At 65.7% G+C, this 24,447-nt stretch carries 27 protein-coding genes; 17 read left to right on the top strand and 10 right to left on the bottom strand.

What is annotated here, in order from left to right; all coding sequences use genetic code 11:
• The first annotated feature begins 50 nt into the window (after nucleotides 1-50).
• The 7 genes from ABB26_RS05660 to ABB26_RS05630 all read left to right on the top strand — a co-directional run bounded on the left by ABB26_RS05660 (nucleotide 51) and on the right by ABB26_RS05630 (nucleotide 4,496).
• Complete coding sequence (locus tag ABB26_RS05660) at nucleotides 51-536, top strand: MarR family winged helix-turn-helix transcriptional regulator (protein ID WP_057632704.1); 486 nt, start codon at nucleotides 51-53, stop codon at nucleotides 534-536.
• Between the two features lie 65 nt (nucleotides 537-601).
• A complete protein-coding gene (locus ABB26_RS05655; RefSeq protein WP_057632703.1) occupies nucleotides 602-940 on the top strand; it encodes a DUF6616 family protein in 339 nt (112 codons plus the stop codon).
• A 256-nt stretch (nucleotides 941-1,196) separates the two neighbouring features.
• A complete protein-coding gene (locus tag ABB26_RS05650) occupies nucleotides 1,197-1,820 on the top strand; it encodes a hypothetical protein (RefSeq protein WP_152982567.1) in 624 nt (207 codons plus the stop codon).
• Nucleotides 1,821-1,861: 41 nt separating this feature from the next.
• On the top strand, nucleotides 1,862-2,578 hold the full coding sequence (locus tag ABB26_RS05645) for a YwqG family protein (RefSeq protein WP_057632701.1): 717 nt from the start codon (nucleotides 1,862-1,864) through the stop codon (nucleotides 2,576-2,578).
• Nucleotides 2,579-2,625: 47 nt separating this feature from the next.
• Nucleotides 2,626-3,177, top strand: coding sequence for an SMI1/KNR4 family protein (locus ABB26_RS05640; RefSeq protein WP_057632700.1), 552 nt, complete (start codon nucleotides 2,626-2,628; stop codon nucleotides 3,175-3,177).
• Nucleotides 3,174-3,659, top strand: a complete 486-nt coding sequence (locus ABB26_RS05635) for a hypothetical protein (protein ID WP_152982566.1) — start codon at nucleotides 3,174-3,176, stop codon at nucleotides 3,657-3,659. Before ABB26_RS05640 ends, ABB26_RS05635 begins: the two co-directional genes overlap by 4 nt.
• Before the next feature lie 87 nt (nucleotides 3,660-3,746).
• Nucleotides 3,747-4,496, top strand: a complete 750-nt coding sequence (locus ABB26_RS05630; protein WP_057632698.1) for a hypothetical protein — start codon at nucleotides 3,747-3,749, stop codon at nucleotides 4,494-4,496.
• A 28-nt stretch (nucleotides 4,497-4,524) separates the two neighbouring features.
• On the opposite strand, the gene ABB26_RS05625 is transcribed toward ABB26_RS05630, so the two are convergent.
• From ABB26_RS05625 to ABB26_RS05615, 3 genes are all read right to left on the bottom strand, one after another.
• Nucleotides 4,525-5,163: a glutathione S-transferase family protein gene (locus ABB26_RS05625; protein WP_057632697.1), complete on the bottom strand. Its 639-nt coding sequence runs from the start codon at nucleotides 5,161-5,163 to the stop codon at nucleotides 4,525-4,527.
• Nucleotides 5,164-5,216: 53 nt separating this feature from the next.
• On the bottom strand, nucleotides 5,217-5,600 hold the full coding sequence (locus ABB26_RS05620) for a hypothetical protein (RefSeq protein WP_152982565.1): 384 nt from the start codon (nucleotides 5,598-5,600) through the stop codon (nucleotides 5,217-5,219).
• An 82-nt stretch (nucleotides 5,601-5,682) separates the two neighbouring features.
• Complete coding sequence (locus ABB26_RS05615; RefSeq protein ID WP_057632695.1) at nucleotides 5,683-7,047, bottom strand: glutamate--cysteine ligase; 1,365 nt, start codon at nucleotides 7,045-7,047, stop codon at nucleotides 5,683-5,685.
• 208 nt (nucleotides 7,048-7,255) lie between these two features.
• On the opposite strand from ABB26_RS05615, the gene ABB26_RS05610 reads away from it, so the two are divergent.
• From ABB26_RS05610 to ABB26_RS05600, 3 genes are all read left to right on the top strand, one after another.
• Nucleotides 7,256-7,954, top strand: a complete 699-nt coding sequence (locus ABB26_RS05610) for a VIT1/CCC1 transporter family protein (protein ID WP_057632694.1) — start codon at nucleotides 7,256-7,258, stop codon at nucleotides 7,952-7,954.
• 4 nt (nucleotides 7,955-7,958) lie between these two features.
• Complete coding sequence (locus tag ABB26_RS05605; protein ID WP_057632693.1) at nucleotides 7,959-8,792, top strand: helix-turn-helix domain-containing protein; 834 nt, start codon at nucleotides 7,959-7,961, stop codon at nucleotides 8,790-8,792.
• Nucleotides 8,793-8,896: 104 nt separating this feature from the next.
• Nucleotides 8,897-9,871 (top strand): MBL fold metallo-hydrolase, encoded by a 975-nt coding sequence (locus ABB26_RS05600; RefSeq protein WP_057632715.1) that lies wholly within the window; start codon nucleotides 8,897-8,899, stop codon nucleotides 9,869-9,871.
• 292 nt (nucleotides 9,872-10,163) lie between these two features.
• Here ABB26_RS05600 and yihA read toward each other — a convergent pair whose 3' ends face one another.
• Complete coding sequence (yihA, locus tag ABB26_RS05595) at nucleotides 10,164-10,799, bottom strand: ribosome biogenesis GTP-binding protein YihA/YsxC (RefSeq protein ID WP_057632714.1); 636 nt, start codon at nucleotides 10,797-10,799, stop codon at nucleotides 10,164-10,166.
• A 215-nt stretch (nucleotides 10,800-11,014) separates the two neighbouring features.
• On the opposite strand from yihA, the gene ABB26_RS05590 reads away from it, so the two are divergent.
• From ABB26_RS05590 to ABB26_RS05575, 4 genes are all read left to right on the top strand, one after another.
• Entirely contained in the window at nucleotides 11,015-11,800 is a 786-nt protein-coding gene (locus ABB26_RS05590; protein ID WP_057632692.1) for a c-type cytochrome, read from the top strand.
• 95 nt (nucleotides 11,801-11,895) lie between these two features.
• Nucleotides 11,896-12,540, top strand: a complete 645-nt coding sequence (locus ABB26_RS05585) for a thiol:disulfide interchange protein DsbA/DsbL (protein WP_057632691.1) — start codon at nucleotides 11,896-11,898, stop codon at nucleotides 12,538-12,540.
• 126 nt (nucleotides 12,541-12,666) lie between these two features.
• Nucleotides 12,667-13,482 (top strand): thiol:disulfide interchange protein DsbA/DsbL, encoded by an 816-nt coding sequence (locus ABB26_RS05580; protein ID WP_057632690.1) that lies wholly within the window; start codon nucleotides 12,667-12,669, stop codon nucleotides 13,480-13,482.
• Between the two features lie 70 nt (nucleotides 13,483-13,552).
• Nucleotides 13,553-14,290, top strand: a complete 738-nt coding sequence (locus ABB26_RS05575; RefSeq protein ID WP_211261940.1) for an endonuclease/exonuclease/phosphatase family protein — start codon at nucleotides 13,553-13,555, stop codon at nucleotides 14,288-14,290.
• Between the two features lie 6 nt (nucleotides 14,291-14,296).
• Here ABB26_RS05575 and ABB26_RS05570 read toward each other — a convergent pair whose 3' ends face one another.
• A complete protein-coding gene (locus ABB26_RS05570; RefSeq protein WP_057632689.1) occupies nucleotides 14,297-15,175 on the bottom strand; it encodes an EamA family transporter in 879 nt (292 codons plus the stop codon).
• A gap of 73 nt (nucleotides 15,176-15,248) precedes the next feature.
• Between ABB26_RS05570 and ABB26_RS05565 the strand changes: the two genes are divergently transcribed.
• The gene (locus ABB26_RS05565) at nucleotides 15,249-15,719 is read left to right on the top strand and encodes an Lrp/AsnC family transcriptional regulator (RefSeq protein WP_057632688.1); all 471 of its coding nucleotides are present in this window, start codon (nucleotides 15,249-15,251) and stop codon (nucleotides 15,717-15,719) included.
• Between the two features lie 52 nt (nucleotides 15,720-15,771).
• Here ABB26_RS05565 and ABB26_RS05560 read toward each other — a convergent pair whose 3' ends face one another.
• A complete protein-coding gene (locus tag ABB26_RS05560; protein WP_057632687.1) occupies nucleotides 15,772-16,182 on the bottom strand; it encodes an ExbD/TolR family protein in 411 nt (136 codons plus the stop codon).
• Between the two features lie 350 nt (nucleotides 16,183-16,532).
• Here ABB26_RS05560 and ABB26_RS05555 point away from each other — a divergent pair, with 350 nt between their 5' ends.
• Both ABB26_RS05555 and ABB26_RS05550 read left to right on the top strand, forming a co-directional pair.
• Complete coding sequence (locus ABB26_RS05555; RefSeq protein WP_057632686.1) at nucleotides 16,533-18,476, top strand: transglycosylase SLT domain-containing protein; 1,944 nt, start codon at nucleotides 16,533-16,535, stop codon at nucleotides 18,474-18,476.
• A 94-nt stretch (nucleotides 18,477-18,570) separates the two neighbouring features.
• Nucleotides 18,571-19,791: a multifunctional CCA addition/repair protein gene (locus ABB26_RS05550; RefSeq protein WP_057632685.1), complete on the top strand. Its 1,221-nt coding sequence runs from the start codon at nucleotides 18,571-18,573 to the stop codon at nucleotides 19,789-19,791.
• 127 nt (nucleotides 19,792-19,918) lie between these two features.
• Here ABB26_RS05550 and ABB26_RS05545 read toward each other — a convergent pair whose 3' ends face one another.
• The 4 genes from ABB26_RS05545 to ABB26_RS05530 all read right to left on the bottom strand — a co-directional run bounded on the left by ABB26_RS05545 (nucleotide 19,919) and on the right by ABB26_RS05530 (nucleotide 24,445).
• The gene (locus tag ABB26_RS05545; protein ID WP_211261939.1) at nucleotides 19,919-20,977 is read right to left on the bottom strand and encodes a S41 family peptidase; all 1,059 of its coding nucleotides are present in this window, start codon (nucleotides 20,975-20,977) and stop codon (nucleotides 19,919-19,921) included.
• A 218-nt stretch (nucleotides 20,978-21,195) separates the two neighbouring features.
• Nucleotides 21,196-22,263, bottom strand: coding sequence for an acyltransferase family protein (locus tag ABB26_RS05540; protein ID WP_057632683.1), 1,068 nt, complete (start codon nucleotides 22,261-22,263; stop codon nucleotides 21,196-21,198).
• Nucleotides 22,264-22,274: 11 nt separating this feature from the next.
• The gene (gene nagA, locus ABB26_RS05535) at nucleotides 22,275-23,417 is read right to left on the bottom strand and encodes an N-acetylglucosamine-6-phosphate deacetylase (RefSeq protein WP_057632682.1); all 1,143 of its coding nucleotides are present in this window, start codon (nucleotides 23,415-23,417) and stop codon (nucleotides 22,275-22,277) included.
• Entirely contained in the window at nucleotides 23,417-24,445 is a 1,029-nt protein-coding gene (locus tag ABB26_RS05530) for an SIS domain-containing protein (RefSeq protein WP_057632681.1), read from the bottom strand. Before ABB26_RS05530 ends, nagA begins: the two co-directional genes overlap by 1 nt.
• Between the last annotated feature and the right edge of the window lie 2 nt (nucleotides 24,446-24,447).

Here is a 24,447-nt window from a genome sequence, read left to right as displayed (position 1 = left end):
AACGCAGGATGCGGATATAGTTAGCCGCCTAACTACATACCACCACTGCGATGGAACTCGAACAGAAGTACAACGCCCTGATCCAGGAAGCCCAGCGCAGGAACCTGCCGGATGTGGATGGTATCGGCCTGTGTTTCCAGACCCTGTCGCTGGCTGCGGCCATCGACCGCGACTGCGCCCGCCTACTCGCCCCGCACGGTTTGTCCGAAGGACGCTTCGTGTTGCTGTTCCTGCTCGACGCCACTATGGATGGACTGGCGCCGAATGTTCTGGCCGAGCGCGCAGGCGTCAGCCGCGCCACGGTCACCGGCCTGCTCGATGGACTGGAGCGCGAAGCGCTGATCGAACGCGTCGCCGATGACAACGACCGCCGCGCCCTGCGTATCCACCTCACCCGCAAGGGCCGGCAGACGGCGAAGAAAGTGTTCGACCAGCACGGCCGTTGGATCGCCGGCCTGTTCGGCAACCTGGACAGCAACGAGCGCCGCCAGCTCACCGTCCTGCTCGACAAGGTCGCCGGCAATCTTCCGCGCTGAGACCGCACATACAACGCAACCCAAGCAACCGCGCTGCGCGCATTCTGCAACCCAAGGAGCAACACGTGTCGCACTATCTGGTGGAACTGTACTCACCCAATGCCAACTGGCTGGCCCTGCCTGCCGCACAGCGCTCGCAGTTCCTGGAAGGCATTGGCGCCGCGATGGGACCGCTGTCCAGCATGGGCGTGGAAGTGCTGGCGCTGGCCGAGACGCAGGCCGGCATCGACGCGGCAAGCGCGCATCGCTATCTCGGCATCTGGCGTTTCCCGGATCCGTCGCTGCGTGACGCCCTGCTGGCTGGCATCCGCGCCAGTGGCTGGTACGACTACTTCGACCACATCAACGCCGCCAGCGACAGCGGCGGCTTCGCGCAACATCTGGAAGCGCTGGCGTCCGCGTAACGGCTCCGGCAGGTGGCGTGTCCAGCGTCACCTGCCGGAATCTTCGGCAGGCACGCAGGCGGTAAGCGCCCAGCCGTCGCGTTCCACCTGCTCCATCGCTGCAAGCGCGGCATGCTGCAGCCGACAACCATCATCACCTCGACCTTCATGTGCCGGACAACACCGGCATGGGATGATCCTTCCCCGGCCCACGTATGCATGCAATGCGGGCCAATCGATCCACCACAGGGAAGTAACGATGGCGATGCAGGACTGCTTGCGGGAAAGAATCAACGCATTGGGCGGCGACGTTGCCGTGGCCACCCCGCGCGATGCGTTGGAGCTATTGTTGGCGACGCAGTTGCCGTTCCCGCTTTATCCCGCACCACGGGATACGCCCTGGGCCCGCGCGGACGAGCAGGAACCCATCTTCGGCATCAGCGAGTTCATCGCCGCCCACCCCGCCCATGCGGCTAACGACCGTGCTGCACTGCTGCGCGATGTCCAGGCGCACTACTACGCACCCACCGAAGAACTGCGCGGCCAGGTCGAGTTCCGGCTGCAACGCTTCACGCCATTCCTCGAGGGCAGCGACGACTACATCGAATGGGCGGGGGGTGATGATTTCGACAGCGCCTATCTGGCGGAAATCACCGGCCATGCCACGCCCGAATTCCTGTTCATCGGTTTCTCCGAGGGCTATCCGAACCACCACTTCGTGTGCGTGGCCGATGCAGGTGAGCTCAATCCACCGGTGTACAGCACCGACCACGAGCAGTACCTGTCGGACATCACCCGTCGCGGTTCCCTGCGGGAATGGCTGGCCTCGTTCATGACACCGGCCGAGCTGCTGCAGCGCGTGAATGACGCATTGGACCGCGACAATCCGCCGTCCGTCTGACGCGCCGTCGAACCCATTCCAGAACCACACGAAGAAGCCCCATGCAACGCACCGACATCGACGCATTGGTCGACGCCCATCCCACGCTCCACGCACACCGTGACTACCTGCACGGCATCGCCCGGCCCAGCGTTACCGTCCAGATCGATGAACAGGGCCCCTTCGGTCACCAGAGCCGTTTCGGTGGCAACCCGCTGGTTGGGCCGGGCTTCGAGTGGCCGCTTCATCCCATCGGCGAGTACTGCTTCATCGGTCACATCGATTTCGCCGAGATCGTCGACCGTCCGGAAGCCTTGCCGGATTCGGGCGTGCTGTCGCTGTTCCATGCGCAGGATGAGGAAGGCGAAGTGTTCTGGGGCAATGACGGCTACGTGCTCGGCTACTACTGGCCAGATCCAACCGTACTGGTGCCGATGGCATCGCCGCACGGCAGACCTGCACCGGCACGACGCATCCACCTGCGCGGCGCGATCGACCTGCCGCGCCATCGCGAACTGCGCAACGACTGGCCATTCGATGTCGATCAGCTCGAAGACCTGGGCCAGGCGCTGCCGGACGACTACCTGCTCGGCCATCCCTCGCATTACTCGCTGGCCTATGACCCCATGCCGGGGCCGGACTGGTGTTCGCTGCTGACCGTGCAGTCGCATGAAGCATTCGACTGGTGCTGGCACGATGGCGACAAGCTGATGGTGTTCATCGAGAAACAGCGCCTGGCAGCGCGCGATTTCAGCCGACTCAAATCCGACGCAGGTTGAACGGCGTGCCCGTCCCACCGGCAGCAGCTGCTGCACAGGAGAATCACATGCAGTTCCCCACCTTCGTTTCCACTCTCGCAGCGTTGCATGACGCCAACGGGGAACCGCTCCAGCTCAAGCCCGGTGCCAGCCCGGAGGAAATCGCCGAGGCCGAAGCCGAACTGGGCTTCGCAATCTGCCCGGCGCTCAAGGCCGCGTGGCTGAGCGCCAATGGCGGTACCGCTTGGCAGACCGTATTCGCCCGTACCGGCTACCTCACCGGCTACGAGTTTCTTTCGCTGCAGGCGGCGATGAAGCAATGGCGGGGAATGCGCGAACGTGCGCCGCGCTATGCCGATTACACGCAGCCCCATCCACGCGACCCACGCCTGCGCGAGGGTTGGTTCCAGCACGGTTGGCTGCCGTTTGCCGGCTTCGCCGCACCGACGCTGATGCTGCTGCTCGATCACACCCCGTCCGGGCAAGGCACGCCTGGCCAGGTCATCGCCTTCACCCACGACCCGGATGCGATGGACTACGTGTGCAGTGACTTCGCGACCCTGCTCGTCGAATCGTTGGCACAGATCGAGGCCGAGCCCGAAGACCTGCTGGCCGAGTGAGCAGACACGACGACCCAACCGCCACGTTGCAGCTCCGCACACCGGAGCAGGTTGCCCGGCACCGGTTGGGCGTGGAGCTGCCGCGCGTGCTTGAGCGGAGTCACGCACTGCCGGAAACCCCGCTTGCCGGTGACTTCATCCTGCTTGATTCACGCGGTGCCGCTGCCGAAACACGCGGCCGCGACGCGCCCCTGGCCAGGCTCGGCACGCACTGGTGGGTGTTCGCCACGTCCGGCACCGGCGATGCCTGGCTGATGTCGCTGGTGGACGGAAGCAGCATCGCCTTCCTCGACCATGACGCCGGCCCGGATGCCGTTCCGCAGCCGATGCAACTGGACTTCGCGCAGTGGCTGCAGCTTGCCGACCTGCTCGACCAATGGGAGCAGTGCGAACCCCCGCCAGCGCCCGCCCACATCCAGGCGTTGCTGGAAACCATCTCCGCCGGCCTGGCCGCGCGTTATCCCTATGCGCTGGATGGCTGAGCGCATAGTCAAGAACCGCCCTGCACTGCGTCGGCGTTCCTGGTATCGACAATAATCGGTAACCGCCACGCCCTCACGGGAAACCATATGGACGCATTCCTGGCCATCCTTCCCCGCTTCCTGCTGAGCGCGCTCTCCGCGCTGCCGATGGTCTTCGCGCTGCTGATGGCTGCTTGCCACCTGCGCCGTCAACGGCCGCGCGCCTACCTGCGCCAAGTGGCAGCAGGCACCGTTGCCGGCATCACCGCCCTGTCGCTGCTGTGGGAGTACCTGTTCGCCGATGGACTCGCGCACTCATCCACCTCGGCACTGATCTTCGTTGTTGCCCCGGTCTACACGCTGCTCGCGTATGTCGCCACCTACCTGGTCGCACTGCTTGCTGGCCGCGGGATCGCGGCAAGTGCACCGGTCTCCGGCATCACGCGCTTGGCTTGGCTGGCCCCGATCTGCCTGTTGGCGGTGCTGCTGGCCGGTGTGGTGAAACTCGCCCACGACAGCTACGGCATGACTGTGGCCGAACGTGCCACCAGCCCGCAAACCCTGCGCGATCTGTACGCCGCATCACAACGCGGTGAGGCCGATGGCTTCAGCGTGCCGCTGTTCCTCGCACAAAACCCCAACACACCTTCCGATGTGCTGCTGGCGTTGGCCAGACACCCGCACGCGTCCGTGCGCTCGTTGCTGCTACAACACCCGAAGGTGCCGAGCGAGGCCGTCGCCCTGCTCGCCAATGATGCGGACCCGGATATCCGTGCGCGCGCCCGGGCAAGGATGCAAGCCATACCGCAACAACCGCGCAGCACCACACCCGGTGCACACGTGGCACCGGGTATCTGAGCATCTCGCCTGCAATGTCCCTGTGCGCTCAGCCGCGCGGCGGAATCAACGCGTCATCCAGCGCCGTCGCCCGCTGCCACGCTTCGCGGGACTGCAGCCGCTGGCCATAAGCGCTGAAGGCATCGCGCGCGGGCAAGGTCTTGAACATCGTGCCCCACAGCACCTGGCTGCCCACGTACACATCGGCGGCAGTGAACTGCTCACCGAGCAGCCACGGCGAGGCGCCGGCAACCGCGCGCTCCAACGTATCCACCGTCTGCTCGTAGCTGCCGTAACCCACCGTGCCCGCCTTCTCCGGTGGTGCCAACAGGCCCAGGGCCTTGGCACTGACCGCCGCCTCTACCGGGCCGGCAGCAAAGAACAGCCAACGGAAATAGTCACCCCGCCGTGGATCATTGAACGCCGGCGCCAGCCCGGAGTCGGGGAAGGCATCGGCCAGATAGCTGCAGATTGCCGCACCCTCAGTCACCACCGTGCCGCGATGGACGATGGCCGGCACCTTGCCCATCGGGTTGATGGCCAGGTATTCCGGGGATTTCATGCCTTCGCCAAAGCTGAGCACTTCGGTGCGATACGGCTGGCCAACCTCCTCCAGCATCCAGCGCACGATGCGGCCGCGTGACTGCGGGTTGGTGTAGAAAACGATCTCTTCAGCCGCGCTGCTCATGCCTGTGACTCCGCTGGGTGAGTGCGCAGTCTAGCCATCCGCCGTGGCTGTCGTCAGCGGTGCCGGTACGCGTAGACCACGCTGGACGGCTGCGGGCGTGCCAGCGCCTGCCCGGCCACTGCGATGATCGGCAATGCATAGCCACGCGAGGTCGCCAAACCGCTGCCGGCAAAGCGATCCTGGAAGGCCGCCTGGGTGTGTGGGTAGTCGATATTGTGAAAGCGTATCGGCACGTTGGCCTGCTCCAGCTCGGACAGCATCCGGCGGGTATAGACGCAGCCGGGGCGGCCATAGACATCGATCACGCTGCGGTCCGGCAGCACCCGCGCAGCGGTCGCAGCCTGCTCCTGCTGCTTCACCGCATCGTGGCGTTTGTACACATGCATCGCGCCACCGGCCACGCCCAGCAGCACCAACAACCCGAGAATTCGATTCATTGCGCGTCCTTGCACACCGTGTCTGGCGGCGACGCTAACACGGCCCCGCGACGCGTCTCAAGCGCGTGGCGAGGCCGGAAAATCAGTAGGCGAATTCGCCGAACACCGGCTCCACGCTGCCATTCCAGCGGCCATGGAACAGTTCCAGCTTGCGCTCGGCAGCGGTCTTGCCGGAATCGACGATCTCCTGCAGCACATCCAGGTAATGCGTCTCGTCCTGGCCGTCGCTGTTGAGCGCGGCGCGACGACGCAGGCCGTCGCGTGAAATCTCCAGCGCGCGTGCAGCAAGGTCACGCACGGTGCCATTGCGGAACGGCAGGTTCATCGCATGCTTCGGCACGCCGTCGCGCAGCACGTTGCGTTCGACCAGGCTGAAATCCTTGACCAGGTCCCAGGCCGCATCCAACGCGGTCTGGTCATACAGCAGGCCCACCCAGAACGCCGGCAGCGCACAGATGCGACTCCACGGGCCGCTGTCGGCACCGCGCATTTCCAGGTACTTCTTCAAGCGCACTTCCGGGAACGCGGTGGTCATGTGGTCCGACCAGTCGCGCAGGGTCGGCATCGCGCCCGGCAGCACCGGCAGCTTGCCCTGCATGAAGTCGCGGAAGCTCTGGCCGCTGGCGTCGTGGTAGATGCCGTCGCGGTAGGAGAAGTACATCGGCACATCGAGCAGGTAGTCCACGTAACGCTCGTAGCCGAAGCCATCCTCGAACACGAAGTCGAGCATGCCGGTGCGATCGGCGTCGGTGTCGGTCCAGATGTGCGAGCGGTAGCTCAGAAAGCCGTTGGGCTTGCCTTCGGTGAACGGCGAGTCGGCGAACAGCGCGGTGGCGATCGGCTGCAGGGCCAGCGACACGCGGAACTTCTTCACCATGTCCGCTTCGCTGGCGTAATCCAGGTTGACCTGCACCGTGCAGGTGCGGGTCATCATGTCCAGGCCGAGTGAACCGACCTTGGGCATGTAGCTTTTCATGATCTGGTAGCGGCCCTTGGGCATCCACGGCATTTCATCGCGGCGCCATTTGGGCTGGAAGCCCATGCCCAGGAAGCCCAGCTGCAGCTCGCCGGCCACCTGCGCCACCTCGTTGAGATGGGTGCCGGTTTCCACGCAGGTCTGGTGGATGTCTTCCAGCGCCGCGCCGGACAATTCCAGCTGCCCGGCCGGCTCCAGCGACACCGAGGCGCTGTCGCGCAGCAGCGCGATGGTGTTGCCGTTCTCCAGCACCGGCTCCCAGCCGAAGCGGGTCAACCCGGTGAGCAGCGCTTCAATGCCGCGCTCGCCCTCGAAGGTGGGCGGGCGCAGGTCATCCAGGCGGAACCCGAACTTCTCGTGCTCGGTGCCGATCCGCCACTGCGACTTGGGTTTTTCGCCCGAGGCAATGTTCTGGACCAGCTGGTCGCGGTCGGTGATGGGGGTATCGGCGACGTGGCTGGGGCTCGACAAGGGGAGGCTCGCAGGAATCTGGTTTGGGGTGGGATGTGGGGCCGGAGCCCGGCATCGCAAGGGCGCACTATATCGCGGCCCCCCTTGCCATCATGTCACCGTGGCGGGTTTCAGCATCCTACCGACGCTGGCTTGACTGGCCCGGCCGCTGCAACTGCGCCTGCGAGTCGTTCCGGCGCAGGCCGCCGAGCCGTCCTAAACTGCACGCATGAGCCGATCAAGACATCCGGAAGTCCACCGCTCCGACCGTGTAGGTTGGCTGCGCGCCGCGGTACTGGGCGCCAACGACGGCATCGTCTCGGTGGCCGGTCTGGTGGTGGGCATCGCCGCCAGTGGCGCGCCGGCCTCGACGGTCCTGGCCACGGGGGTTGCCGGTACCGTCGCCGGCGCCATGTCGATGGCCGCTGGCGAATATGTCTCCGTGCAGTCACAGGCCGATGCCGAGCACGCCGACCTGACGGTGGAACGCCGCGAACTGCACGAAGATCCACGCAGCGAACTGGACGAGCTCACCGCCATCTACCGCCACCGCGGCCTGTCGCCGGAACTGGCACGCGAAGTCGCAGTGCAACTCACCGCCCACGACGCACTCGCCGCACATGCACGCGATGAGCTGGGCATCACCGAGGAACTGCGCGCGCGCCCTGTCCAGGCAGCGGCTGCATCGGCGGCGGCGTTCATCGCGGGCGCCGCGCTGCCGGTGCTGACCGCGCTGCTCGCACCGCATGCGCATGTGGCGCAGATCACCACCGCTTCCACCCTGGTCGGCCTGTGCATCACCGGCGCGCTGGCCGCGTATGCCGGCGGAGCAGCCCCGGTACGTGGCGCGCTGCGGGTGATGTTCTGGGGCGCACTGGCGATGGCGGCAGCCGCGGCCATCGGCAGGCTGTTCAACACCGCGCTGTGAACCGATGAGCCGCCAGCCTCCCGCCAATGCCGCGTTGCTTGCACAGATGGCCACACTGGCTGACTGCCAGCGTGCCGATGGTTACGCCTGCATCACCGCGCGCCGCGAACACGGTGCATCGTCGGTGGAGATCCCACAGCCGCAGTTCGCCATCCTGCTGCAGGGACGCAAGCAGGTGCGTACCGCGCAGCAATCGCTGGAACTGGCGCCGGGCGATATCTTCCTGGTCAGCCGCCGCTGCCGCATCGACGTGGTCAACATCCCCGATCCGCACAGCGGCCTCTACCTCAGTGCGATCGTGCCGTTCTGCGCCGAGGCACTGAGCGCGGCACGCACCTTGTGGAACGAACCCCTGCCCGACGCCGGCGCTGCGCTGGCGCAGCTCGCGCTGGCCGACCACGGCGCCACGCTGCTGCAGTGGCGGCAGGCGCTGGAATCGGGCAACTACATCGAAGCACGGCTGGCACTGGCGGCATTGGCGCTCGCCTTCTGCCGGCGCGGCCACGGCAGCCTGTTGATTCCGCCGGAGCCCGGCCTGGGTGAACGCATCCGAGACCTCGTCGCGGCACAACCGGAACGCGATTGGCAATCACGCGACTTCGAGCAGCAGCTGGGCTTGAGCGGCGCGACGTTGCGGCGACGCCTGGCCAGTGAACGGCTTGGCCTGCGCGAGTTGATCAGCGATGCGCGGCTGGCCCATGCGATGCAGCTGCTCTACACCACGCAGCTGCCACTGAAGACCGTCGCCGCGCGGGTGGGCTATCGCTCGCTGGGCAGTTTCAACAAGCGTTTTTCCACGCGCTACGGCCTGGAACCCGCTGCCATCGGCAACAGTTGAACCGCACGCGAGCGGTTCGCGCGCCATTGTGAGCGGACTGCAACCCCCGTCACCGGCAGCATGAAGGTCCCGCGGCGACGCCGCCCCCCCCCATGGAACCCGTCATGCATTCTTCCGCCGTCCAACGTCTCGCTGTCGCACTGCTGCTGAGCGCCTGCGCCAGCACCACGCTTGCGGGCACCACGCACACACCGCAGCAAGTGCCTGGCGTCTATCACCAGCAGATCGGGCAGCTGCAGGTCACCGCGTTGTTCGACGGCACCGTCGCACTGGGCCGGCAGGAACTGGTGGGCATCGACCCTGGCGCCGTCACCCGGCTGCTCGACCATCGTTATGTGCCCGAAGACAACAAGGGCCTGCAGACCGCCGTCAACGCCTACCTGGTGCAGCGTGGCAATCACCTGACCCTGGTTGATGCCGGCACCGCGCAGTGCTTCGGCCCGGGTCTGGGCCAGGTGCTGACCAACCTGCGCGCCGCCGGATATACGCCCGACCAAGTCGATGATGTTCTGCTGACCCACGCCCATCCTGACCACCTGTGCGGCCTGCTCGACACACACGGCAAGCTCGCCTTCCCCAAGGCGACGGTGTGGCTGTCCAAAGCCGACGCCGATTACTGGCTGGACCCGGCCAGTGAGAGCACCGCACCGCAGCCGCTGCGCTTTGCATTCAAGCTGGCCCGCGATGCGGTGGCACCGTATGCCGCCACAGGTACGCTGCGCCGCTTCGCCCCCGGCGATGCATTGCCTGCCGGCGTCACCGCGCTGGACAGCCACGGCCACACGCCCGGGCATGTGTCGTATCTGGTGGACGGCGGCGCCGGCCAGCAACTGCTGGTGTGGGGCGACATCGTGCATTTCCATGCGGTGCAGTTCACCCGCCCGGATGCCTCTTACGAGGCCGACAGTGATCGCAATGCAGCCATCGCCAGCCGCCGCCACACGATGGCCGAGGCTGCCGGCAATGGTTGGTGGGTCGCCGGTGCGCACCTGCCGTTCCCGGGTCTGGGTCACGTCCGCCGCGAAGACGATGCCTTCGCCTGGGTACCGGGCGAGTTCGCCCCGTTGCCGGAGAAGTAACAAGCAGGCAGGAAATCTATCCCCCGCATGCGCGACGAGAGGAGCAGAGCCTGCGAACCACCGGTTCGCAGCACCACGAACGGCCTTGCGCTGACGCAGCAACCGGGACGCGGAACCGGGGGAGGAGCAAGGCCGGAGACTGGTTGCTCAGACGGTCGTCCACCCATCAGACGGGCGACACGCTACCTAGTGTCACCAACAGCTCCCCTCATCCGCCCCTGTAGCGCACCTTCTCCCGCTTGCGGGAGAAGGGATACTTCATCGGATGGCTCAATGGCTGACCCCAGCCTTGTCAGCCTTGCGGGATCTCAGCGGCGGCGGGGGCGGGGTTCAGACCCAGCCAGCTGCCGATGACCAGGCGGGCTTCATCCACGCCCTGCTTCGATTCGCCGGAGAACAGCTGCACGCCGACGGTGTCGCCGAACGCAGAGGACAGCTCCTTGCGTACCTGCTTCAGCGTCTGCATCTGCTGGCCACGGCCAAGCTTGTCAGCCTTGGTCAGCAGCGCGTGCGCCGGCAGGCCGCGCTGTACGGCATAACCGAGCATCTGCCGATCGTAATCCCTGAGCGGATGGCGGATGTCCATCACCACCACCAGGCCCTTGAGCGCCTGGCGGGTACGGAAATACTGATCAATGAAGGCCTGCCAGTGCGCCTGCAGCTCCAATGGAACCTTGGCGTAACCGTAGCCGGGCAAGTCCACCAGGCTCGCCTGCGGCGCGACCTCGAAGAACACCAACTGTTGGGTGCGACCCGGGGTCTTGGAGACGCGGGCCAGCGCATTGCGGCGGGTCAGCGCATTGAGTGCGCTGGACTTGCCTGCGTTGGAGCGGCCGGCGAATGCGACTTCGGCCCCGTCGTCAGGCGGCAACTGCCGGCTGGTGTGGGCGGAAAGCAGGTAACGGGCATTTTCAAGAAGCTGTGACATGCGCATAGGATCGCATGTTGCGGCGCCGCGCGTCGGCTGTATCAGCCGCTGCAGGGGCCACGAGCGGCTTCTCCGACGGCAATCGGCGGGCCATGCGGACGCGGCCGACCCCGTTTTTGCTGCACTGCTGCGTTGACCCTGCCGCGAAACGGCGTTGATAATCCGGGCGATGCCGGCGGAAGCCCCGCCTGGCCCGGTCCACACGGAGCTTCCGCATGCGCCATGCTCGTGTTCTTGCCGTTACCGCACTTGTTGTACCCGTCATTGCCGCCGTAGCGTTCGCCCAGAGTTCGGTCATCCCGGTTCCGGACAACGCCCCGGTGCAGACCGCACCGTTGGAAGTGGACTTCAGCAAAACCCGCCCGGGTGACGCCAAGGCCGGTGAGGCCAAGTCGGCCACCTGCACCGCCTGCCATGGTGCCGATGGCAATTCGTCGGTGGAGATCTACCCGCGCATTGCCGGCCAGAGCGAGCGTTACATCGCAAAGGAGCTGGCGCTCATTGCCAACGGCCAGCGCAATGAAGGCGCGGTGGCCGCGATGATGCCGTTCGTGCAGGACCTAACCCCGCAGGACATGCGCGACCTCGGCGCCTACTTCGCCACCCAGAAAGCCGGTGCCGGTGTCGCCGATGACGCGGTGGTGGCTGACGGTCCGTATGCCGGCATGAAGTTCTATGAGGTCGGCCAGAAGCTCTACCGGGGCGGCGACGCCAGCCGCGACATTCCGGCCTGCATGGCCTGCCATGGCCCGGCTGGTGCCGGCAATCCAGGCCCGGCCTACCCGCATATCGGTGGCCAGTACGCCGGCTATGTCGCCCAGCGCCTGCAGCGTTACCAGGCCGGGCAGACCAGCGAGACCGACACCGCCCAGTTCAAGATCATGGAGCAGATCAGCAAGACCCTGACCGAGCAGGAAATCCAGGCGCTGGCCAGCTATGTGCAGGGCCTGCATGATCGCGCCAACGATGCCAAGGTGGTTGCCGCCGCCGCACAACCCTGACCCTGCTGGCCGCTCCGGCGGCTGGCACCGCTGCTGTCCGCAGACACGCCGGCCGCGAGGTCGGCGTCTGCTTTTTCCACTGGAGATTCGCTGCAATGAAGTTGTTGCCCCGCCTGTTCCTGCTGCTCGCTGCCGTGCTGCCGCTGACCGCCTGCGCCTCGCCCACCGCTCCGGTGCAGGGCGAGGACTATGAATTGATCGCCGCCCCCGGCCCGTTTGAGCCGCTGGCCGGCAAGATCGAGGTGGTGGAGGTATTTGGCTACACCTGCCCACATTGCGCGCATTTCGAGCCGCAGCTGGAAGCATGGACGGCCAAGCTCCCGGCCGATGTCCGCTTCACCGCGGTGCCGGCTGCGTTCGGCGGCTATTGGGATGCCTATGCCCGTGCCTTCTATGCCGCCGAGCAGGTGGGCGTGCTCAAGCGCAGCCATGCCGACGTGTTCAAGGCCCTGCATGAGCAGCGCAGCCTGCCGATGCAGAGCGTCTCGCCGCAGGAACTGGCCACGTTCTACGCCAGCTACGGTGTGGAGCCGCAGCGTTACATCGACGCCCTGCGCAGCACGCAGGTCGACGAGAAGATCAAGAAGGCCCGCGACTTCGCCGTGCGCACCCAGGTGCCGGGCACCCCGGCGGTGATCGTCAACGGCAAGTACCTGGTCCGCGCCCGTTCCTTCGACGATACGCTGCGTATTGCCGATGCACTGATCGCCCGCGAGCGCGCTGCCGGCAAGGGCCGCTGAGGCCATTACGGCGGCGCGGGCACCGCGTCGCCGGTTCAGCCATCGCCATCAATAATGGCATCATGCCCGCGCCCGCCGCGGTGTAGCGGCCTGATGCATCAACGAAACCCCGCTGGAGATCCCCCGATGAAGATCCGCTTCGCCTTGGCCCTGACGGCCCTGCTTCCGCTGATGGTGGCCTGCAAGGCCCAGGACGGCACTGCCGAAACCACCGCCCCGGCTGCCACGCCGGCTGCCGCTGAAGCCGCTCCGGCAGCTGCACCGGCCGCCACCGACACCGCGGCCCCGGCTGCTGCCGAAGGCGCCAGCACCGAAGCCGCTGCCGCCAACACCCCCGTTCCCGCCCCGGCCCGCCCGGTCGGCCCGGAGCCGGTCGCAGGTACCGACTACGTTGTCATCGAAGGCGGCCAGCCGTTCCAGCCGGCGACCGGCAAGATCGAAGTCGTCGAGATCTTCGGCTACGTCTGCCCGGCCTGCGCCCGCTTCCAGCCGCTGGTTGGCTCGTGGAAGGCCGGCCTGCCGGCTGACGTGAACTTTGTCTATGTGCCGGCCGGCTTTGGCGGTATCTGGGACAACTACGCACGCGCTTTCTACGCCGCCGAAGCCCTGGGCGTGCAGGAAAAGACCCATGACCCGCTGTATGCCGCCATCCACGTCGAGAAGACCCTGAAGGGTGAGATGGGTGTGGATTCGCCGGAAGACATCGCCAAGTTCTACGGCCAGCACGGCGTGGACGCCAAGACCTTCCTGGACACCATGAGCGGCTTCTCCGTCGCTGCCAAGGTCAACCGCGCCAAGCAGTTCGCCCAGCGCAGCAAGATTGGTGGCACCCCGTCGATCATCGTCGGTGGCAAGTACCTGGTGAAGGGCAAGAGCTTTGAAGACATGCTCCGCATCGCCGACCACCTGATCGCGCGCGAACGCGCTGCCAACGCCAAGTAAGGTATTCCTGGGGCCTCGGTTTCGAGGCCCCTGATTGCAAGCCGTGAAATCCCCCACCCAGACATTGCGGTTGCTGACGGCCAACATCCAGGCCGGTTCCAGCACCCGCCGCTACAGTGACTATGTGACCCGCAGTTGGTCGCATGCCCTGCCTGCGGGCCAGAAACGCTCCAGCCTGGACGCCATTGCCCAGCTGGCCAGCGGTCGCGACATCGTGGGCCTGCAGGAGGCCGACCCCGGCAGCCTGCGCTCAGGCTTCACCAACCAGACCCACTACCTGGCGCAACGGGCTGGCTTCAACTATTGGAGCCACCAGCCCAACCGCCGCATGGGCGGCGTGGCGTCCAGCGCAAACGGCCTGCTCAGCCGGCTGGAACCGGTGGAAGTACAGGACCATGCCCTGCCCGGCCGCCTGGGCGGACGCGGCGTGCTGCTGGCCCGGTTCGGCGATGGTGACGAAGGCCTGACCGTGGCGGTGGCGCACCTGTCGCTTGGCGTGAGCTCGCGCCTGTCACAGCTGGATTTCATCTCCGACCTGCTCAGCGACCACCCCAACGCGGTGCTGATGGGCGATTTCAACTGCACCGCCGACCGCCCGGAAATGCAGGTGCTTTACCGCAAGACCCGGCTGCAGCCACCCGGCTGTCTGGTGCACACCTTCCCCAGCTGGGGACCGGACCGCGCCATCGACCACATCCTGACCAGCGACACGCTCAAGGTCCTCGACACGCGTGCCGTACCGGCCGCGCATTCGGACCATCTGGCCGTGGAAATGGAAGTCGAAGTCCCCGACCACAGCCTGCGCTGAGCCTGGCTACGCGCCTGCGGGAATGACCGGAGGAGGCTGGCGCCGGGCCGTCAGGGTGCTGCCCACCGACGCCAATACCGTGCAGCCGATCGCCAGCCACTGCAGGCCGGTGAGCTGCTCATGCAGCAGCAACATCGCCCATAGCGCCGCCACGGCCGGCTCCATGCTGATGAGGATGCCGAAGGTCTCCTTCGGCAAACGCTTGAGCGCCATCATTTCCAGCGACATCGGGATAGCACTCGATACCACCGCGACCAATGCACCGGCCAGCAGGATCTTCGGGTTCAACAACAGGCTGCCGGCGTGCGCGACCCCGATCGGCACCACCACCAGTGCTGCCGCCGCCAGGCCCAGTGACACGCTGTGGCCCGCATGCAGGTGGCTGGCACGCTTGCCGAACACGATGTACAGGCCCCAGCACGCAGCCGCGCCGAGTGCATACATCACACCGATCGGATCCAGCGACTGTGCCCCGCCCAGTGGCAGCAACAACGCCAGCCCGACCACCGTGCAGCCCACCCAGACAAAATCGATCACCCGGCGCGAGGACCACATCGCCACCGCGAGCGGGCCGGTAAACTCGATGGCCACCGCGATACCGAACGGAATGGTGCGGATGGCCATGTAAAACAGCAGGTTCATCACGCCCAGGGTCAGCCCGTAGCGCAGGATCGCGGCAGCATCGATGCGGCTGGTATGCCAGCGCCAGGGCCGCCACAGCAACAACAGAAACAGCGCCGAAAAACCCACGCGCAACGCGCTGGTGCCCTGGGCGCCGATCAACGGGAACAACTGTTTTGCGTAGGACGTGCCAATGGCCAGTGAAGTCACCGCGCCAAGCACCGCCAGCACCGGTACAAGCGGCGCGAATCGAGAAGTCTGCATGGCGCGTATTGTATTGCGCTGGACGCGAGTGCTTGGCTCAATTGACAGCCCGTCTGCGCAACTTCCGCTCGCCATGGCCAAGCCCCCCGTTCTCGATGACTTCGACCGCGCCATCCTTGCCTTGTTGCAGCAGGACAACAGTACACCGCAACGCGAGATCGCCGAGGCCGTGTATCTATCGGCACCGGCGGTGCAACGACGCATCCGCCGGCTGCAGGACAGCGGTGTGATCGCTGCGAACACGGCGGTGCTGGATGCACGTTTGCTGGGCCGCCCACTGACCCTCATCGTCGAGGTACGGGTGATCAGCGAGCAGAAGGCCAAGGTCGCGCCATTCAAGCAGCGCGTGCAGGAAGAGCCTGCGGTGCAGCAGTGCTATTCGATCACCGGTGACGGCGACTTCCTGCTCGTGCTCAGCGTGGCATCCATGGAGGAATACGAGGCCTTGAGCGAGCGTCTGTTCGGCAGCGACCAGAATGTCGAACGCTTCCGCACCTCCGTGGCCCTGGGCACACTCAAACGCAGCTTCGCCATTCCACTGTGAGCCGCATGCGCCCGTGAACCGCGCGAGGGTTCACGGGCACACCGTGCAGCGCCTACTGCACGAACGCGATGCGTTCCATATGTGCGTTGTTGGCAGCGGCCAGCACCTGCGCCATCACTTCGTACTGCGCATCCGGAGAGGCGGCAATGCGCAGCTCCGGCAGGTTGCCGGCATGCACTTGCGCCTGCTCCGACAACCGCGACTGCACGTCCTCGCGGGCCAAGGGCTGGCCGTTCCAGTACAGCTGGTTGCCGGCATCCACCCGCAGTTCAATCGGCGGCGGTGGATCGGGGCGTTCAATGACCCGATCAGTGTGCTGTGGCAGATCCACCGGGATGGGGATGGCCACCATCGGCGCAGTGACGATGAAGATGATCAACAACACCAACATCACGTCCACCAGCGGGGTGACATTGATGTCGGCCAACGGACGTCCGGAATTGCCAGCTGCACTGAATGCCATGTCCCGTTCCCCCAGAGCGAGGCCGGCTGCCTCATCGCCGACGCTACGCCCACGGTGAGGCGGTGCCATCTGCCTTGACGTCTTCCGTTCAGCTTCCAGAAGGCGAGCCCTTCCCCATTCCCTGGGAGATACGCTGGGGGTGAGGGCAAACCGAGGTCGGCACCGGACGAACCCGCTGTGCATGCCACCAAAGCCGGCCGTAAACCCGGTTCGGCTTCGAGCGGACCAAGCTCAGCCCTTCAAGCACGCTCCTCTTGTTGTGCCCCCCAAGAAGCCACGCAGTCCGCCCCGTTCATGCAGTAGTCGGACTGTTGCTCGGCCGTTGACGCAGCGGCCGTTATGCTTCGGCCATGAAACAACTTTCCCTGATGCCATTGGCCGCGCTTGCTGTGTTTGCCTGCAGCGCCGCTTCCGCCCAGAGCCTGGATGCGCAGCGCGCGGCCATGCGTACGGCCATCGACAACGCCGAACGCGGCCAGTTCGATGCGAACGCCGCCAGCGCACTGCGCAACCACCCGCTGTACGGCTGGCTGGAATACAGCACCCTGCGCCGTAACATCGATACGCTGAGCAATACGCAGGCGCAGGATTTCCTCAAGCGTTACCAAGGCCAGGCCGTGGCCGAAACCTTCCGTTCGGCCTGGCTGCCCGCCCTGGCCCGCCGCCAGGATTGGCCGACGCTTCTGGCCAACTGGAAGCCAAGCAACGATGCCGGCATGCGCTGCGCCGAACTCAACGCGCGCCAGGCCACCGGCAAGGCCGATGCCCAGTGGACCAGCGACGCACAGGCGCTGTGGCGCAGCAGCGGTAAATCACTGCCCGACGCCTGCGACCCGGTATTCGCGGTACTGGCCAGTCGCGGCGGGCTGACGCCTGCATTGCGCTGGGAACGTATCGACGCTGCCGCCGACGCCCAACAGCCGGCGGTGATGCGTTCGGCTGCGCGTGGCCTGCCGGCCACGGAGTTGGCGCAGGCCAACGACTACGCCGCCTTCGTCGACAAACCCGATGTGCGCGCCTTGAACTGGCCGAAGAACGAACGCAGCCGCCGCATCGCCACCGATGGCCTGCAGAAGCTTGCCAAGGCCAGCCCGGATGCCGCTGAGCAGCAGTTGCCGCAATACGCGCAGGCGCTGGCGCTGACCAGCGAGCAGCAAGCCCAGGTGCGCTATGAAATCGCCCTGTGGACCGTGGCGTCGTACCTGCCCGACTCCGCGCGCCGGCTCGCGGCCGTGCCGGAGTCGGCTTACGACGAGCGTCTGCACGAATGGCGCACGCGCGAAGCGATGTCACGCGGCGACTGGCCGGCGGCGCTGGCCGCCATCCGCAAGATGCCGTCGAGCCAGCGCAACGATTCGCGCTGGCGCTGGTTCGAAGGGCGTCTGTTGGAGAAGACCGGAAGGCCGGCCGATGCCACCGCGCTGTACCGCGCCGCCGCGACCGAGCCGACCTTCCACGGCTTCCTGGCGGCGGACAAGCTCAAGCAGCCATACGCCCTGTGCCCGTGGAATCCCAACGACAGCGCGCAGTCCAAAGCCGCCGTCACGCGCGATCCGGCGCTGGTGCGTGCATTGGAGTTGAACAAGATCGAGCGCCCCACCTGGGCCGCCCGCGAATGGGCTGATGCGTTGACCCGCTTTGACGACACCCAGCGTCGCCTGGCCGTGGAAGTGGCCAGCAACGACGGCTGGTTCGACCGCGCGGTGTTTGCGCTCAAGGGCCCGCAGGAACAGCGTCTGTACACACTGCGTTTCCCGCTGCACCACGACGACACCATCCGCCGCGAAGCCTCGCGCAATGCGTTGGACCCGGCCTGGATTGCCGCCGAAATCCGCGCCGAGAGCATCTTCAACCCGAAGGCGCGCTCGCCGGCCAATGCCATGGGCCTGATGCAGGTACTGCCGGCCACGGGCGCGGCCGTGGCCAAAAGCATCGGCCTGAGTGGTTATGGTGGCGCTGCCAGCCTGTACGACTCGGACACCAACATCACCATCGGCACCGCTTACCTGCGCCAGCTGATGGACAAGTACAACGGCCAGCCCTACGTCACCATCGCCGCCTACAACGCCGGCCCCACGCCGACGGCGCGCTGGCAATCGCAGCGTCCGAACTACGATCCGGACTTCTGGATCGAGACCATCAGCTACAAGGAGACGCGCGAGTACGTCGCGCGCGTGCTGGCCTTCAGCGTGATCTACGACTGGCGCCTCAATGGCAACGCCTTGACCTTGAGTGACCGCATGGTCGGCAGGATTGATGGCGCACGGAAGAATTTCGTCTGCCCAACCCCGTAGCGCGGAGTCATGCTCCGGCGAAGCATTTCCGGGAAAAACCCTGCCGAGCGTGGCTCGGCACTCCACCTGTGCTCACTCCTGCTCTAATGCGCACATGAAGATCTATCTAGTAGGCGGCGCTGTCCGCGATGCACTGCTGGGCCTGAAGCCGGGTGACCGTGACTGGGTCGTGGTGGGCTCCACCCAGGCGGAAATGGAAGCGCGCGGCTTCAAGGCCGTGGGCAAGGATTTCCCGGTTTTCCTGCATCCGGACAGCGGCGAGGAGTACGCGCTGGCACGCACCGAACGCAAATCGGGGCGGGGCTATCGCGGCTTCGTGGTCGATGCCGACCCGTCGGTGTCATTGGAAGAGGACCTGCAACGCCGCGACTTCACCATCAACGCCATCGCCCGCGATGAAGAGTCCGGCGCACTGGTTGACCCCTGGGGGGGCGTACGCGATATCGAACAGCGAGTGCTGCGCCATGTCGGCCCGGCCTTCGTCGAGGATCCGTTGCGGGTGCTGCGTGCGGCGCGCTTCATGGCACGCTTCGCGCCGCTGGGCTTCACCCTGGCACCGGAAACTGCCGAACTGATGCGGCAGATTGCCGCCAGCGGCGAACTGGATGCATTGGTTCCCGAACGCATCTGGCAGGAGCTGCGGCGCGCACTGACCTTGCCAAAGCCTTCCGCGTTCCTGCGCTGCCTGCACGACACCAATGCGCTGGCCTCGATCCTGCCGGAAGTGGATGCGTTGTATGGCGTGCCGCAACGCGCTGAGTTCCACCCGGAGGTCGACACTGGCGTACACCAGGAAATGGTCAGCGACATGGCCGCGCAGCTGGCACCGGGCAATGACCTGATCGGCTTCGCCGCTCTCACCCACGACCTGGGCAAGGCATTGACCCCGCAGGATGAGTTGCCACGCCACATCATGCACGAGCAGCTCGGGCTCAAGCCGCTGGCCAGACTGTGCGAGCGCCTGAAGATTCCGGTCGACCATCGCCTGCTGGCCGAGGCGGTATGCCGCGAACATCTCAACGTGCACCGCATCGATGAACTGCGCGATGCAACCGTGCTGGAGCTGATCCAGCGCTGCGATGGCTTCCGCCGCCCGGAGCGCATCGCGCAGATGGCGCTGGCGTGCGAATGCGACAAGCGAGGCCGACTCGGTTTCGAGGACAGCGACTACCCGCAACGCGCCACCCTGCAACGCCTGCACGCCGCAGCATTGGCGATCAACGCCCGCGACATCGCCACCGAAGGGCTGCAAGGCCCGGCCATCGGTGAAGCATTGAAGAGGGCGCGGATCGACGCGATCAACGCAGCACGTTGATCAAGGAGTAACTACACGTATTGCCGAATCATGCTCGGTAGAGTCTTTACCGGAGACGCTGCGGCGGGGCATCGCTCCGCTCAACAGCAATCGGCTTCCTCAGTCAAAAGCGACATGGATGCACTGCTCAGCGCGATACGTTGATGGGGAGGGGAGCCACCGCCGCTTCCCGCCTTCCGGTACAGGCGGGCTGCGCCAGCAACCATTGCCGTGCTGCCCGCTCCATGTCCTCATCGTCTCTGGATGGCATATTCGGAAAGATCCTTGCACCGTCGCCCATACCGTTTCGATCCTTCATCACAGTCCCGGTCAACACCAGCAGGCTGCCATCCACCAACGTCACAGGGTTGTTGCCGGTGGAATAGCCCGCCGTGGGAAAGCCAAAACTGCGGCTGTTCCGGCGCCCGCGCAAAGCCAATACGATCGCTTCGCCGGAGCTTGCAGTGCGTCCGGACTGCAACACGGCAACCGGCGATCCAGGCCGCTTGAGAACATAGCCCTCCGCACCCAGTGCAACGTGTACCTGATGACCCGCTCCCACCGTCCCATTGCGGTAGTACCAAGGCTGCGTGTTGCGACCATCACTGAAGTAACCAACAGGCGTCGACTCCTCAACACTTCCATGCAGGAGCGGCCCGGCCCCGAGCAGCATTGGCCACATATTGCCACCACTGTTCTGACGCAGATCCAGTATCCAGCCACAGCGGCTGCCATCGTCCTGTCGACGTATCGCGGCCTGTAGATTCAATGCCCATTGGCGTCCACCTGCCGATTGTTGGGCCTCAGAGAGCCTGCGATCTGTCAGATATGGACCAACACCAATCATTCCAAGCCGAGGATCCAGCGTCACCGTTGTGGATGCGACAACAGGTTCGCTTGAGCTTGCCGTCCCCTGCTGCAGAACACTCACGCGTTTGCTTCTGCTGTCGACCTCGTCCGCAGACAGCCATCGCCCATGGCCCGCGGTTGCACGCCGGATGGCGTCATCCAGCAGTACTCGTTGCCGCTGTGGGTCGGGGGTATTTGCAAGATCGCGGCGCAACCCGCGCCAATCCACGTGATCGCGGTGCAGCGCGGCCCGCTCAAGCAACGTCAGCATCTGCTCACGTGCCGACACAGTCGGCAGCTGTGCGTCGGCAGAAAACGCCAACGCAATTGCTGCCAACCCAAAGAACGGAAACAACACCCCTCGCCTCTCAGCAACCATCGCGTCTGCTCCATGACTGGTCAGGCGGCAGCATAGGATGAAGTCATATGTCGCCACAGCATGCCTTTCGACAGGGTGCAGACCCTGCAACTGCAGCCACAAACGCCACAGCAACCCTGTAATGCCGAGCCACGCTCGACAGAGGCTAAACCGGGAGCGCATCAGCGGAGCATGGCTCCGCTCTACCGTCGAGGTTGTTAGACCTTCAGATAGATCCTGCGCCGGTCCATCCACGCCATCGGCAACCACCACAGCGCGAGGAACGCCACCGCCATCGCCAGTGACGCGGCCTGGGCGCCAGCCAACGGGGTGATCAAGCGATCAAACACATGCGTGTACAACCAGCCCCAGCTGCCGCTGGCCATCATTGCCAGCACCATGGCCGAGGAACCGGCATAGGCGGTGATGGCGTTGACCCCGAAGCGGCGACCCAACGCAGGCCACTGCCTGCAATCAATCAGGATGTGCGCCAGCCACAGCGCGGCGAGCGCCCACCCTGCGGTCCACAGCACATAGGAAGGCGTCCACAGGTTCTTGTTGAAGGGTAGCCATTGCGACCACAGCCAACCTGCAATCAACAACACCGCGGCGGTCGGCAGCAATCGCCAGGGGCGCTGCCGCAGCATGGCGCCAGCCCGCAGGCCGATCAGCGTCGAAGCCAGTGCGCCCAGCGTGGACAGCAGGCCTTCCGGATCGTGACCGAGGCCCGTGGCCGGGTCGTACTGATACAACAGCGGCCCCAGCAGCGTTGCATCAACCCGACTTGCCAGATTGAGCCAAGGCTCCAGCGAACCGCCGGCTACCAGCAATGCGGCGTAGCCGGACAACAGCACGCCAAGGCACAGCCACTGTGTGCGTGGCCGCAGCCAGATCGCAATCATCCCCGCGGCCGCAAAACACAGGCCAATACGTTGCAGCACGCCCCATGGCCGGTAGTGCGGAAGATCCAGCCACCACCACGCAAGAACATGCAGCAGCAGACCGAGACCGAGAATGCGCACCACCCGCACCAACAAGGTTCGGCTGAGTGCGGCACGATCCGCGCCCTGCTCCACTCGCGGCACCACGCCCAGCGCGATGGACACGCCAACAATCACCAGGAAGAACGGGAACACCAGATCCGTCGGCGTGCAGCCATGCCACTCGGAATGCCGCAGCGGCGCGTAAATGTAGCTCCAGCTGCCGGGATTGTTGACCAGCAGCATGGCTGCCACGGTGATGCCCCGCAGGGCATCCACCGAGGCGTAACGGGCGAGCTTGTTCATCGAGAGCTGACTCAGTCGCGCTGACCGGAAATCCAGGTCGCCTGGACCTGCATGTCCTGATCCAGCCACACGAAATCTGCCTGGTAGCCCGCTGCGATATGACCGTAACGATCATCCAGACCGAGGAACTGTGCCGGATAGGTCGAAGCCATGCGCGAGGCTTCCGCCAGCGGCAAACCGAGCAGGTTCACCGTGTTGCGCACCGCCGTGACCATGTCCAGCGCCGAGCCCGCCAGCGAACCGGCCGCATTGCGCACCACCCCATCGACGGCGGTGATCACTTCGCCATACAGCTCGAACGCGGGATTGTCCGAGCCGACCATCGGCATCGCATCCGTCACCAGGAACACCTTGCCACGCGGCTTGGCTGCCAGCGCAACGCGCAGGCTGGCCGGATGCACGTGCACGCCATCGACGATCACACCGCACCAGCTGTCGGCATCCTCCAGCGCCGCGCCCACCGCACCGGGATCGCGCCCCTGCAGCGGTGACATGGCGTTGTACAGATGCGTGAAGCCAGTGACGCCCGCATCCAGACCGGCGCGGATTTCATCATAGGTGCCGGCGGTATGGCCGGCGGCGACGATGGCGCAATTGGCCACCATCTGCTTGATGGTCTGTAACGGCACGCGTTCCGGCGCGAGCGTGATCAGGGTGACGCCGTTGTCCAGCGACGTGGCCATGCGCACTTCATCGGCATCCGGGACGCGGAACTTGCCGGCGTCATGCGTGCCCTTGCGCGCAGGCGCGATGTACGGGCCTTCCAGGTGGATGCCGAGCACGCCCGGCAGCTTCGCCGCGATGGCTTCACGCGTGGCCTGCACCGCACGCGCCATCACCTCGACGTCATCGCTGATCAGCGTCGGCAGCATGCCGGTGGTGCCATATTTGCGGTGACCGGCAACCATCGTGCGCAGCGCATCGACATCGGTCTGGTTGTTGAACAACGCACCGCCGCCGCCGTTGACCTGGGCATCGATGAAGCCCGGCATCAGCCAGCCACCGCCCAGATCCACCTGCATCTCAGCACCGGCAACGGCGGCATCATCCGCCGCCACGACCGCAACGATGCGGTCGTCCTCGATCACGACGGCAACATCGTCACGGAAGTCCTCGCCGACAAGAATGCGGCCATTGCGCAGTACGGTTTTCATCAGACCGTTTCCGTGACCTTGTTCAGATGCGGCGGCAGGTCCGGGTTGTTGCCACGGCGCAGCGCCAGCGCATTGATCGCGCGGTAGAAACTCTGGATGGTCAGCAGCGGCGCGCACAAGGCATGCGGTGCAGCAACGGTCGGCAGGCTGCCGCCCTCACCCGCCAGCCATACGTGCGCACCACGCGCGGCGAATTCTTCGGCCACCGCGCGGGTACCGGTGCCGGTTTCATCGGGCTGCGCAAACGCAAGCACCGGGAAATCCTTGCCGACCAGCGCCATCGGGCCGTGCTTCACTTCGGCCGAGCTGTAGCCTTCGGCATGCAGGCCGCAGGTTTCCTTGAACTTGAGGGCGGCTTCCTGCGCGGCGGCCAGGCCCGGGCCCCGGCCCAGTACGAACAGGTTGTGCGCTTCGACCAGACCATCGGTCAGTGCGGTCCAATCGCACTCCCATGCCTTGGACATCGCCGCCGGCAATGCATCAAGCGCGGCAATCAGCGTCGGATCGTTCTTCCAGTACGCACCCAACTGCAGGATTGCAGCCAGCGAAGCGAGGTAGCTCTTGGTCGCGGCAACACTGCGCTCGGCACCGGCGCCCAGCGGGATCACCGTGTCGGCCAGCAGCGCAAGCGGCGAATCCTCGACGTTGACCAGCGCCACCACGCGTGCGCCAGCGGCCTTGGCGGCTTCGGCATTGCGCAGCAGGTCCGGGCTCTTGCCCGACTGCGAGATCACGATGTACAGCGCACCGCGTACCTGCAGCGGTGCTTCATAGACCGAACCCACCGACGGCGATGCCGAGGCCGTCACGAGCCCCAGTTGGGTCTCGAACAGGTACTTGGCATAGGTTGCCGCGTGATCGGAACTGCCGCGTGCGCACGTCACAACGAACGGCGGCGGGCTCTGCCGCAGGTCGGTCGCAAGGGCCTGGACCACGTCACGGTTGCGGGCGAACTGGGCGGCGATGACGGAGGCGCTTTCGGCAGCCTCGCGGAACATCAGGGTTTGCGTCTCACTCGGCAGTGCCATGG

This window comes from Stenotrophomonas humi, assembly GCF_001431415.1.
Lineage (GTDB): Bacteria > Pseudomonadota > Gammaproteobacteria > Xanthomonadales > Xanthomonadaceae > Stenotrophomonas > Stenotrophomonas humi.
Note: the sequence above shows the minus strand (reverse complement) of the source record. Positions and strands in the feature narration are given on the sequence as shown.

What these genes read in the sequence shown, in the direction of transcription:
- ABB26_RS05620 (WP_152982565.1), bottom strand. Translation starts at nt 5,600, where the DNA reads ATGAATCGAATTCTCGGGTTGTTGGTGCTGCTGGGCGTGGCCGGTGGC.
- nagA (WP_057632682.1), bottom strand. Translation starts at nt 23,417, where the DNA reads ATGAAAACCGTACTGCGCAATGGCCGCATTCTTGTCGGCGAGGACTTC.
- ABB26_RS05560 (WP_057632687.1), bottom strand. Translation starts at nt 16,182, where the DNA reads ATGGCATTCAGTGCAGCTGGCAATTCCGGACGTCCGTTGGCCGACATC.
- ABB26_RS05530 (WP_057632681.1), bottom strand. Translation starts at nt 24,445, where the DNA reads ATGGCACTGCCGAGTGAGACGCAAACCCTGATGTTCCGCGAGGCTGCC.
- yihA (WP_057632714.1), bottom strand. Translation starts at nt 10,799, where the DNA reads ATGTCACAGCTTCTTGAAAATGCCCGTTACCTGCTTTCCGCCCACACC.
- ABB26_RS05645 (WP_057632701.1), top strand. Translation starts at nt 1,862, where the DNA reads ATGCAACGCACCGACATCGACGCATTGGTCGACGCCCATCCCACGCTC.
- ABB26_RS05555 (WP_057632686.1), top strand. Translation starts at nt 16,533, where the DNA reads ATGAAACAACTTTCCCTGATGCCATTGGCCGCGCTTGCTGTGTTTGCC.
- ABB26_RS05570 (WP_057632689.1), bottom strand. Translation starts at nt 15,175, where the DNA reads ATGCAGACTTCTCGATTCGCGCCGCTTGTACCGGTGCTGGCGGTGCTT.
- ABB26_RS05640 (WP_057632700.1), top strand. Translation starts at nt 2,626, where the DNA reads ATGCAGTTCCCCACCTTCGTTTCCACTCTCGCAGCGTTGCATGACGCC.
- ABB26_RS05600 (WP_057632715.1), top strand. Translation starts at nt 8,897, where the DNA reads ATGCATTCTTCCGCCGTCCAACGTCTCGCTGTCGCACTGCTGCTGAGC.
- ABB26_RS05660 (WP_057632704.1), top strand. Translation starts at nt 51, where the DNA reads ATGGAACTCGAACAGAAGTACAACGCCCTGATCCAGGAAGCCCAGCGC.
- ABB26_RS05580 (WP_057632690.1), top strand. Translation starts at nt 12,667, where the DNA reads ATGAAGATCCGCTTCGCCTTGGCCCTGACGGCCCTGCTTCCGCTGATG.
- ABB26_RS05625 (WP_057632697.1), bottom strand. Translation starts at nt 5,163, where the DNA reads ATGAGCAGCGCGGCTGAAGAGATCGTTTTCTACACCAACCCGCAGTCA.
- ABB26_RS05605 (WP_057632693.1), top strand. Translation starts at nt 7,959, where the DNA reads ATGAGCCGCCAGCCTCCCGCCAATGCCGCGTTGCTTGCACAGATGGCC.
- ABB26_RS05565 (WP_057632688.1), top strand. Translation starts at nt 15,249, where the DNA reads ATGGCCAAGCCCCCCGTTCTCGATGACTTCGACCGCGCCATCCTTGCC.
- ABB26_RS05630 (WP_057632698.1), top strand. Translation starts at nt 3,747, where the DNA reads ATGGACGCATTCCTGGCCATCCTTCCCCGCTTCCTGCTGAGCGCGCTC.
- ABB26_RS05550 (WP_057632685.1), top strand. Translation starts at nt 18,571, where the DNA reads ATGAAGATCTATCTAGTAGGCGGCGCTGTCCGCGATGCACTGCTGGGC.
- ABB26_RS05610 (WP_057632694.1), top strand. Translation starts at nt 7,256, where the DNA reads ATGAGCCGATCAAGACATCCGGAAGTCCACCGCTCCGACCGTGTAGGT.
- ABB26_RS05540 (WP_057632683.1), bottom strand. Translation starts at nt 22,263, where the DNA reads ATGAACAAGCTCGCCCGTTACGCCTCGGTGGATGCCCTGCGGGGCATC.
- ABB26_RS05590 (WP_057632692.1), top strand. Translation starts at nt 11,015, where the DNA reads ATGCGCCATGCTCGTGTTCTTGCCGTTACCGCACTTGTTGTACCCGTC.
- ABB26_RS05585 (WP_057632691.1), top strand. Translation starts at nt 11,896, where the DNA reads ATGAAGTTGTTGCCCCGCCTGTTCCTGCTGCTCGCTGCCGTGCTGCCG.